The following is a 12485-nucleotide window of genomic DNA, read 5'->3' on the forward strand; positions in this document are numbered from 1 at the left end:
GCCTGAATCGATTCGCCTAACGCCCGGCTTGCCTCATTAACAATGATCAGCGCAGCATCTCCGAGCACCTCTGTCTCTGTCAATCCTGCTTCCACCCATTCGGGCTTGAAGGTCATGCCTGCCGTTTGAACCAATGAAATAGGATGCTGTCTGCTATATTCAACTGTCTCCTTCTCAGGCAAGACTGGAGAATGATTCGTCTCTAATCTTTCAGAAGGGCGCAGGTCGGCGTTTTTCCTCTTGCCTGCCCAATGCTGCGTATGTGTAAACGGATAGGTCGGCAATGAGACCCTCGTAACAGCTTTGTCATACAGCTCTTTCCATTCGAGCTTCGTACCCGCTACCCACAAAGCAGCAGCTCTCTCCAGTGGCATCGCAGATAATCCCTCGCCCGTTAAGCCATTGATGCGCAGCGCGCCTTGTTCCATCTCGCTGGCGCCCCCAGTTTGATGAACGAATAGGCCCGGATGTTCAAGTCCGAGAATAAAAGCGTCAAGACCGTTCGAAAGTTCTTCTCGGGTTGCAGCCAGCATCGCAAGGCGAGCCTTCATATCTTCCCTACCAATCTGCAAAGTATAGGCAATATTGCGCAAACCAACCAGTGAACCTTCATCAGACAGCCATTGTTTGAAGGATTCGGCATAAGTCTTAAGGCAATCAGAATCTTTGGCCGACAAAAGAAACAAGTACGGTTTACCAAACTCTTGTGCATCCTTTTGTTCTGTGTCTGTCTGATATTCCTCTAATACAATATGCGCATTCACACCGCCGAAACCAAAGGAACTCACGCCTGCCCTGCGCGGGATATGACCGCCCTGTCCATCCGGCAAGGCCGGCCATGGCATTGCTTTGTCCACAATATAGAACGGGCTGTCTTTCAGACTGATATATGGATTGAGCTCATTAAAATGTAGAGTCGGAGGTAGCTTCTTGTGTTTCATTGCCAGAAGCACCTTAATAATTCCCGCTATGCCGGCAGCAGCTTCCAAATGTCCAATATTGGATTTAACAGCACCCAGACCGCAGTATGGCTCTGCAGCTTGACCCGGGTCTCCATTAGATTTGAATACTTTCTTTAATCCGGCAATCTCGACGGGATCCCCGAGACCCGTCCCCGTCCCATGCGTCTCGATATAAGTGACCGACTGCGGATCGATCTTCGCTTTATTGAGCGCACGTTGAATAACTTCCGCTTGCGCGTTAGGATTGGGCACGGTAAAGGAATTAACTTGTCCTCCATGATTCAGATCTGTACCGCGGATCACACCATATACATGATCGCCGTCCTGAATTGCTTTGCTGAGCGGCTTCAGTAGGATAGCACCGGTTCCTTCTCCCCTGACATAACCATCCGCTTGTTTATCAAAAGTCTTACAGCGTCCGTCCGGACTAAGCATCCCTGCCTTGTTGAAAGAAATGTTAACGGCAGGTGATAAAATCAGATTAACGCCTCCGGCAATAGCCACGTCGCAATTTTGCAGGCGAATCTGTTCAACCGCCTTATGAATGGCAACAAGAGAACTAGAGCACGCCGTATCAATCGGTTCGCTCGGTCCATGCCAGTCCATCAAATAAGAAATGCGATTAGGCAAAACAGAATGTGCAATGCCGATAATAGATAGCGACTCCACGTTTTCCTTGTTTGCACGCAGTACTTCGTTGTAATCCCAACCACTTATTCCGACGAAGATGCCTGTATTTGTCCCGTGCAGATCCGACGCTTTATAGCCCGCATCTTCTACGGTTTTCCAAACCGTTTGGATAAAAATTCGATGTTGCGGGTCCATAAGTGCTGCTTCCTTGGGACTGATACGGAAAAATTTCGCATCAAAATGACTAACACCGTCAATAAATCCGCCCCATTTGGCCGTCGTTTTATTCACGCCGCTTTCCGGGTCCCCATAGTAAGCCCGCCAATCCCAACGATCCGCTGGAATTTCTTCAATAAGGTCTTTGCCTGCGATCAAATTGTTCCAAAACTGCCGGGCATCTTCGGATTGCGGCAGCACACAACTCATGCCAATAACAGCAATAGGCTCCGGTTCCTCTGTCCCTTGAATATCTTCTACCGTTGGCTGCCAAATGGGTCCGGTGTCGCTGGTTACAGATTCACTCCAAATGGCACCTTCTTCTTCAATAATCGGAGCTGTCATCGGGCGTTTCTCTTCACTAACATTCGATGCAGCCATCGCTGGAGCAGAATCGGCAAAAGCAACTCTGAAGTTATCCTTTAAATAGTCAAACAAGCCCACTAAAGTTGGATACTCAAAAAATATAGCAGGTGAAAGATCAATGCCGTATTTTTCATTCAGCTGGTTCGCAAGCTCGGTATAGGTTATCGAATCGAATCCATATGCGCTCAGATCCCTTTTCGGCTCGATCGGTTGCTCACTCTTGATAATCTTGGACATTAGGTCCCTGATTTCCGTATAACGCTCATTCCACTGTATCTTTTGAAGAGCCTCCAGCGGCTCACTTGCAGATGTACGAGCCAAAACGGGACTTATCAGGTTCATCCATTTGGCAGCATCTCCCTTGAACACCGCAACATTCGCCCATGGAGCGTTGAACAAATCGTTCAGGCAAGCTATACCCTCCTCATTCAATAACGTACGCAGCCCCAGCGTTTGACGAAGATGATCTTTTTGCTGCTCCGCAACTTGCATACCCCCATGTTCCCAAAGCGGCCAGGCAATAGACAGAGAATTCCCTTGCCTTTGATCTTTTTGAACCAAACGACTTCTATACTGTGCAAATTCGTTTAGGAAAGCATTGGCATAGGCATAATCGCTCTGCCCTGCATTTCCGGTAATACCTACAAGCGAAGAAAAAAGGATAAAGAAATCGAGCGGCTCCTGCATCGTTGCTTTGTCCAGCCATACCGCTCCAAATACCTTTCCGCCAACAACTTCTTTAAATTCACTAAAGCGCTTCTCACTGATCCGATTATCCCGAATCATTCCGGCTGCATGAATAATGCCTCGAATCGGCCCTTCCCCATCCTGACGGATCTCGCGGATCAAGCGGTTAACCTGGTCTTCCTCGGCTACATCGCAGCAAGAATAGCGAACGCTCACCCCCGTTGCCTCCAGCTCTTGCATTTTTAGCGAAGAGATATCGCTTCTTTTTCTTCTCCCCGTGAGGATAAGATTTCCGCCCCTGGCAGCAATATAAGATGCGCATAGCAGGCCAAGCTCACCTAAACCTCCAGTAATGAGGTAAGTGGCTCCTTTTCTAATCGGCTCAAGCTTGCGCAAACCCTCTTGCTCGACGATACGCTGGGTGAAAACCCGGCGCTGCTGATTATGATAATAGGTCGGCCGGCTATCAAAGTTTTCACTGAGTAGCTCCTCCACCCCAGATCGTATATCTGCTTCGAGATCTGCAAGTGATATAACTTTGGCCTGAAGCTTACTGCTTTCTCTGGCAATCGATTGAAGATAGGCTCCCATCGGTGCGTAAAAAGGTAATTCACTGCTGTTCTCTCCATAAAGAAGGATCAGCCTGCAGCTGCGATAACGCGACAATTCCTGGTGAAGCGACTGAGTGAAGGAAAAGAGCGGCTTCATCCTGTCGGTGAACTGCAGCTGAATATCTGTAGTCCAACTATCCCTTGCTTGCATCGCCCAACCATATACAACGTATAGTTCATCAGCCGGTTCCAGCTTATGGAACAACTGTGCAAAATCTTGTGTAGAGCTAACATTTACTTGATAAAGCGCCTTTTCTGCATCCAACACAGAGAATTCAGAACCAGGCAGTACCCCTACAAAGCTCATATCATTACGGAACGGACTTGCCTTGCGAATCACTTCCAACTCATATTCACTACGAGCAAGAACGATACAGCGGCTTGAAGCTGCCGGCTGCTTTTGGATAGATCTGTTGGAATGAACCCAATCCGAGGTCAGGTACTGAATCTTCTCGCTCGTCCCATAGGGTCTCGCCATGAATTTCCGGATTCGGACCGTAACGCGGCCACTCTCATCCATAATAGTCATATCATATTTACGCATATTCTTGCCGTCGCTATCATCTTGAAGATGGCCCGCAGTATAAATATAGCCTTTCGCCGTTACAGGAGCGACAATTTCAACAGATTCAATTGCAAACGGCAAATACAATTGCTGCGCATCTCCCCCGAGCATTCCTTTGGGTGAAGTGATCGCTGCGTCCAGAATGCTCGGATGAAGAGTATACGCAGCGAAGCTGCCTATAGCTTCATTTGGCAAGCTGTAGGCAGCTAGTACCTCGCTGTCGTTACGCTGCACATGTCTGATGGCACGCATCGTCCCGCCTAAATGCAGCCCTATCCCTTCAAAAGCGGAATAAAACTGATCAGCACTTAAATCGCTGGTACAGCGGCTTTTCATTTCTGAAAGAGATGATGTTACCGAAGAATCCGTTTCTCGCACAGCTTCGGAATTATCGGATTGATAGGCCACCTTACATTGAAAATGATGTTCTGCCTCCCCTTGACTCTCATGCGTCACCACCCGGAGCTGAGGCTTCGTCCTTTGACCAGTCATCTTCAAATTCCCTGTACATGAACCGCCCGCATCTCCAAGAACAATCGGCCTCATCCAAACCAAATTCTCAAGCCGCCCCACCTTCATTCCGGGGTTAGCAAGCTCGGCTCCGGCCAAAGCCATTTCCAGATAGGCTACCCCAGGCAGCAAAGGCTTTCCGTCTAGGACGTGGTCTCTAAGATAGAAATCTTTGGTTGAGAAGTTTTTGCTAAACATCAGGCCCTCTATATTCGAGGCATTCCTGTCGAGCATAGGATGAATCTGCCCACCTTCATTTACTCTCTGCACCTTGTCCGGCAGCCAATATTTCGAGCGAAGAAACGGATAGGTAGGCAATGGCAGGCGTTGAGGACGTTGATCAGGATAAAGCAGTTTCCAAGGAATATGGACGCCATGAGTCCACAAGCTCGCTATTTTTGCAAGATCACGTTTTCTTACAATATGTTCAAGCATCTCTTCTGTCTCATTCCAGTCCAGAAGGAAGAGATCCGACAGATCTGCTTTCCGGAAAATCCGTCTTTTATTCCGCTTATCTATGGCTTCATCTTCAACAAATTGTTCAAGCTCTCTATGCAGTTCCGCTAAGTTATCGGCAATAATCGCCAATCTGTAATCTTTGCTCTCCCGCCCAATTTGCAGCGTATAAGCGATTCTCTGTAACTGCGAAGCCTCGGCAGCCTCATCATCCTGCCATACTGCAACCGCCAACATTAACCGCTTCGCATACTGTTTGACTTGTTCTTCGGATTGGGCAGACAGCACGAAAAGCTGAGGGCTCATTTCTGTATAAGATGTGTTAGACTCACTCGCAAATTCCTCCAGCACAATGTGTGCGTTCGCACCGCCGAAGCCAAATGAACTGACGCCAGCCCGTCTTGGTATCCATTCTCCGGTAACGGCTTGCAGACGCTCCCAAGCACGGGTTTGATCAACAACATAAAAGGGACTGTCTTCCAGTTCAATGTAAGGATTCAATTCTTGAAAATGTGCATTGGCCGGAAGCTTGCGATTCGTTAACGCCATTACGACTTTTAAAATACCCGCTATTCCGGCAGCCGTCTCCAGATGGCCGATATTCGTTTTAACCGAACCGATGCCACAATAAGCACGACTATTCTTCATCTCTCCATCAAAAGCACGCTTCAGACCTTGTATCTCAACAGGATCGCCCAGTGGAGTACCAGTCCCATGCGCTTCAATATACGAGACGGTCTCCGGTGCAATCCCTGCTCTGCGATGCGCATCACGAATGACATCGGCTTGTGCCAGCGGGTTAGGTACCGTCAGTGAGTTCACTTTCCCGCCATGATTAACACTCGAACCGATAATAACGGCATGGATGTAATCCCCATCTTCCCGAGCCCGGCTTAGCGGCTTCAGCAATATTGCACCGCTTCCTTCTCCGCGAACATAGCCATTGGCATCCTTATCAAAAGTTTTGCAACACCCGTCCTCGCTCAGCATACCGGCTTTATCAAAAGAAATTGTCATGTTCGGATTGAGGATCAGATTGATTCCCCCAGCTATCGCCATATCACAATATCCCCGTGCAATAGCTTGAACAGCATGATCTATGGATACTAGAGAGCTTGAGCAGGCAGTGTCCACCGGCATTGAAGGTCCATGAAGATCAAGAAGATACGAAATACGATTGGCCAATACAGAATGGGCAATTCCTGTCGCCGCATAAGCGTCGATAGAAATCCCCCTTTCTTTCATGAGATCGCTGTAATCAAAATTGCCCACTCCCACGAACAGTCCTGTCTTCGACCCTGCTAGATCAGAAGCCTTATAACCAGCATTCTCAATAACTTCCCAGACCGTTTGCAGAAAAAGCCTTTGCTGCGGATCCATCAACTCCGCCTCACGCGGCGAAATGCCAAAGAAGGCCGCATCGAACTCATCGACCCCCGATATAAATCCACCCCATTTAATCTTCGTTTTATTCGCTTCTTTCTTTGAATCTCCATAATAGGAATTCCAGTCCCAACGATCCTCTGGAACAACGCTGATTAGGCTGCTCCCGCTTTCAATTGATTTCCAGAACGTTGTAAGATTCTCTGAAGAAGGAAGCGTTCCGGCAATCCCGATGATCGCTACAGGTTCCTCCGCAGCAGAGGATAGAGGTCCACCATCATTTTGATTCGCGGTTTTCACTCCGGATAATTCTTGCTCTCTTAGAACTTCTCGCGCGGCAACCGCTCGATAGACTGGCTGTTGCTCACTGCTTGCCAAAGATTCCGAAGCTTGGGCAGCTTTCGTTACTAATTCAGAAGACAGATAAGGAGCACAAGCTTCCTGATAACGGGCAGCAAGGAGTGCAGCCAGCTCTCTTATCGTATCGATTTCAAAAAAGATCGAAGGCATTAGCGTGATGCTCAATGTTTTGGATACAGCCTTAGCAAATTCCGAAATAGAGATCGATTCCAGTCCATACTGCGTTAAAGAAACCGTAGGTCTGATTGAATCAGAATCCATTCTCTGAATATCGGCATAGATCGCTATGAGCTTCTCTTCTAGGCGGCCAAGTTCCTTGGCGTTCGGAATCAGCGAACCGTTGGTTCTGCCGCTTGCCAGAACCTTTGGTGCGCTTCCGGTTTCTGCAATAAGTTTTAATTTCCTTTGTTCACCATACAATACCAGGAGTGAGGATGGTGCTGTATTCAAATCCAACTGATTCAAACATTGGATGCCTTGCTCAATCGTAATAGGCTCACAACCATATGCTTGTCTGAGACGTTCAACCGCTTCCTCAGACATTCGCATCCCGCCGTCCTCCCAATAGGGCCAATTCAGGGAAACCATAATGCTGGATCTGCCTTCTTCTAACACCCTCTTATTCCTCAAAGCGGCATAAGCATCCATAAACGCGTTAGCAAAGGTGTAATCCCCTTGCCCCGCATTCCCTTGAATCGCCGTGATAGATGAGAATGCGATCATGAAACGAATCGGATCATCATGTGTCAATCGATCCAGAAGAACTGTTCCCGTCAGTTTGGGAGATATAACGGAGTGCAGTTGATCCGGCGCTTTATTTATAATGAGTGAGTCATTCGTTTGGCCGGCTAAATGAAATATACCGTCTATTGGCTTGTATTCTTTACGAATAGACCTAAGCAATTGATCCAGCTCTTGCAGATCGGTAACGTCACAACTTCTATAAATCACTTCTGCACGAGGGTTCAAGAGATTCAGTCTACGAACCTCATTCATCCGCTCTTTGGACAAAATGGAACGCCCGATAAGAACAACGCGGCAATCTGCCGCTCGTACAGCTTGCTCTGTCAGCTTCCGGCCGATTTGCCCAAGCCCTCCAGAAATAAGATAAAGCTCTCCTTCCCGGAATATCGGTGCTTGCTCAGCTGATAAATTGGTATAATCCCTCAGCTTTCTCTCATATCTTTTGCCGCCTTGATAGCGCACCTGCCCAGTGGAGACGCTTCCTTTCACTACTTCCTCAATAGCGTCTGCCAACTGCTTGCCGGATGCTATCTCTACATACTTATATCGTAGAAATCCTGACTCTGTGCTTGCAGTTTGCAAGAATGTCGCTATGCCTGACAGCAAAGGATGGGTTGTTATAAAATAGACTGGAATATCCACCTTTGCCCGAATCAAATATTGAATCAATGAATATAAGTCGCTAAACTTCTTGCTCATCGTATCGGCTTCCTGCGCATCTATTGAGGTCCCGGAAGGCGCTTCCTCCAAAATAACAATACAATCGAGATTCTCTTCTCCACGGAGCTTCTCTACGATCCGTTCTGATCCCTGTATTGACGATGTTTGTTCGACAGCACATCCGTACAGCGCCAATTCACTTACGATCTGATCACAAATTTCCGACTTACGCTGATCCGTAAGCAACAGTGCTTTCTCGGGCAAATGCTCGACTTGCTGCACCGAAGCTTCCGTTTCAACCCACTCATTAGAAAACAGTGCCCACTCCAAATGAACAGGTGCCGGCAGCTTAACCGGCTTCAAGATCAAACTTTCAAATTGCACCGCAGGCTCGCCCTGCTCGTTATAAATAACAATGTCTACTTCCTTGGCTGTCTTCAAGCGGCTGCTATTCGGATGAAGGACGATACGCGCCAGCCCCTTCTTCCCCAGCTTGGCAAAATACTTTGCACTTTTAATCGAATAGGGAATATGCAGTATGCGGTCATCAGGCTCAGAAAACCCTACAATTGCTTGAATCGCTCCGTCTAAAAGGGCCGGATGCGTATCATAGGCGTCGCCATCGTTTGAATCCATTTGCAGCTCAGCAAAAATACGATCACTCTCGATATAAAGCTTTTGTATAGACCGGAGGCTCGGACCGATCTTCAAACCTAACGCAGCAAGTCTGTCATAGCATGCTTCACCTGTCACGATCTGATCTATTGCGTTAAGCTCCGCAGTTGCGTCAAACCCGGTTGCCTTATCTTTTGTCTGTTCAATAGACTCCGTTTCATATACAATGCTGCCAACGGCATGCGTCCGTTTGCCATCTGAGGCAATGGAGTATACACTGGCATGAATCTGAGCATGCTGCAAACCAAGCTCAACATAAAGTTCCAGTTCACCCGTATTAAGCTCAATCGACTGGGACCACTGAAAATCTTGGATTTGTGGCACTCCTCCCCTGTCATTAGCAAGAAGCGCTGCAGCTCTGATCATTTCCAGGCTCACCACCCCGGGCAGAACATGCGCCGATTCAATGGCATGATCTTGCAGGAACATGTCTTTGGCATTCAGTGTTTTCACAAACTTCTGTTCAAACAGGGTCGATTGGTTTGCATCAAGCAGCGCATTCAATCTAGCTGGGGTTTGCAGGCTCGACTCGGCAATATAATGATCCAGCACCCAATACCTCTTTTTCTCAAAGCTGTAACCAGGCAATGAAATCGGCGGCTGTTTCCGGCAAATACATCCCCAGTTAACGTGAGCACCACACACCCATAGTTGTCCAACCTGTTCCAGATTATTGTTCAGATAAGCCTGCTCTAATTGAGCAGCCCATTCTTTTGAATGATTGGGTTGCTTCATGCCAGAGATAACCATATTATTCCTTTTAGATTGATCAGCAAGGAACTCCCCCAGCTTAGAAATCAGATCATCCACCAAATTAGCCGTAATGGCGAGACGGAAATCAAACTCTTCCCGACCATAAGCCAATGTTGCAGCCACAGCCGACAGCTTTAGATCAGGAGATTCCGAAGCCAACAAATACTGATGCAGTTGCTTGGCGTTTCGTTTTAAGGCTTCGGGCTGTGCCGCGGAGAGAATTACCAGGTGCGTACTCTCCTCATCCATTTCCGTTCGGCTATCTCTGTATTCCTCCACCACTAAATGTGCGTATGCACCGCCAAAACCAAATGAACTTACTCCAGCTCTACGCGGATGCGAACCGGATGCCAGCCATGGCATCGGCTCTCTATTGACCATTAGAGGCGAATCTTTAAGATCAATAAACGAATTCAGCTCCCCTAATTGAGGCATTGCAGGAATCATCTTGTTCTGTATAGAAAGGATGGCTTTAATAACTCCGGCAATACCGGCAGCACCTTCTGCGTGGCCAATATGAGCTTTGGCCGAGCCTACCGCGCAAATGGCTTGTTTATCGGTATAACGTTTGAATGCTTCCTTGATTGCATTGATTTCTATCGGGTCTCCTAGTTTCGTACCCGTACCGTGAGCTTCGATATAACCTAACGTTTCAGGATTAATACCTGCAGCCTCCCAAGCAGCGGCAATAACGGCGGCCTCCATCTTCATGCTTGGCGCTGTAATCGAAGGCGTATAACCTCCATGGTTAACCGCAGATCCCTTGATTATGCCATGAATCCGATCTCCATCGGCTATAGCCTGCTTTAATGGCTTTAACAAAATGGCCGCAATGCCTTCTCCAGGTACATATCCGTCTGCACGCTCATCGAAGGTGTGGCAACGCCCTGTCGGAGACAAGGCCCCTATGCTGCAAAAATATCGATAGTGCCACGAGGAAAGCAATAAATTAATTCCTGCAGCAAAAGCCATATCACATTCACCGTTACGCAACGACTGGCATGCCAGATGAATCGCTACAAGCGAAGAGGAACAAGCAGTGTCGACCGAAATACTGGGACCCGTCAAATCAAAAAAGAACGAAGGCCGATTGGAATACATTGTAAGGGCATTGCCAGATCCATCATACGGCTCGACTGGCTTGCCTACTCTGCCCATCTCTGAGGAATAATCCTGAAAACATGAGCCGACAAACATCCCCGTCTTTGAACTGCGGATTTGACGAATAATGCCTGCATCCTCAGCCGTATGATACAACTCTTGCAGCAGCAAGCGAAGCTGCGGGTCCATCGTTTCTGCTTCCCGTGGAGAAATATTAAAAAATGGAGCATCAAACTTATCGACGTCATCGATAAAGCTGCCCCATTTGGAATACATCGTATTTTTCTCCTCCGGGTCCTGACTAAACCAAGGCCTATAGTCAAAGTGATCCGAAGGGATTTCCGTAATCAAATCAGAGCCCTTTACAAGATGATCCCAGAAAATCTGTAAATCGGGAGATTTCGCAAATTTCCCGCTTATTCCAATGATGGCAATATCTCCTTCTGCCTGAGTCGCGGATGAACCCTTTACCGCAGTCTTTGCCAACATCTCGGTATGTAATTCTTGATGCACATCTCCCGATTGAGCCGTCCTCCCATGCTCAGTCGACTCCTCAGAGAGCCGAGTTGAACCGAAACATTGTGCCAGTCTGTCTTGATGTTGACAGGCAAGATACTGGCTGGCTTCCTTGATATTCTGATATTCAAAAAATATCGTTGGATATAGTTCCACTCCCAGATCTGTTTCTATGTCCTGCACAAGCTCCACCAAGTCATTAGATGATACGCCCAGATCTAAAAAATTCCGGTTCATATCGATTGCCGCAGAGGCTTGCGGCAGAAGCTCGGTTATTTTCCTGTGAAGATATTGAACAGTCTGCTCTTCAACAGCTTCTCCCTGTTGAGGTTGCGGATATCGCTTTTGTACATCAAGAGGAAGCGGAGTAACTATCTCCTCTTGCCTCACTGTTTCCCGAACATCCAGCAAACCTTCTAGTCTTGCCCGTTTTAGGGAAACCTCCCTCAATTGAACCAGAAGCTGTCCCTTCTCTGAATAAATCGCCAAATTAATAACAAGGAGCTCAGCATTCCGTCTGACCACTTCAGCAAGGCTGTAACATACGGGACCTGAGTTGCGCTCAAAAAAGATGATTTCACCAATGGACATCGGAATAAACGGCTTTGGTTCTGACGCCGAATATGGGGCCATACTTCCGACGATTGCCCCGTCCAGAAAGACGGGATGTATCGTCAGCAGATCATTATTATGAACAGGACTCATTCTTAACTCACTAAGAACCTCACTGCCGCGAATCCAGGCACGCTGCACGGTTTTTAACGAATCACCAAATTCCACCTGTACATCAAGCATCCTTTGATAAATCGTATGACTCTCCACAACACGTTCAGAGCTATGGATGAACTCGGTAATATCTAATTTAGTCTTATCTCTGTCAGGTTCAGTTCCTTCTTGCTTCAGCTCGTATACCGCTGCTACTTCGGACCGCTCAGCTGAGCTATAACGATATTCAATTTGGCGGGCAGCTAGGGTGCTGCCTTTCTGCGGTGCTACACGTATACAGACTTTACGATACGTCCCGACAACGACTGGCTTACGGAACAGAAACCGCGACAGCGTTACAGGTTGCCCGCCGGCTTGCTTGATTTCAGCATCCAGCGCTATGGAACAATACGTTACTCCCAACAGAATAGCGTTGCCATATACGAGATGATCGGATACATAGGGATCATTATGATGAAATGTGATCCAGCTTTCACTCTGCTCCTGTCTAATTAACGCCATCGCTTCTGTGACCGATAGGCCCTGTTTTGCAACCTCTTGGAATATTTTTAATTTATCCATTAA

1 protein-coding gene is annotated in these 12485 nt (G+C 47.6%); it reads right to left on the bottom strand.

The window, feature by feature from the left end; all coding sequences use genetic code 11:
- A partial coding sequence (locus HYD27_RS24270) for an SDR family NAD(P)-dependent oxidoreductase (protein WP_219219442.1) occupies positions 1–12482 on the bottom strand: 12482 nt, incomplete at its 3' end.
- Positions 12483–12485 lie beyond the last annotated feature (3 nt).

Origin of the sequence: Paenibacillus sp. S150 (assembly GCF_019352175.1) — a bacterium.
GTDB lineage: Bacteria > Bacillota > Bacilli > Paenibacillales > Paenibacillaceae > Paenibacillus_AQ.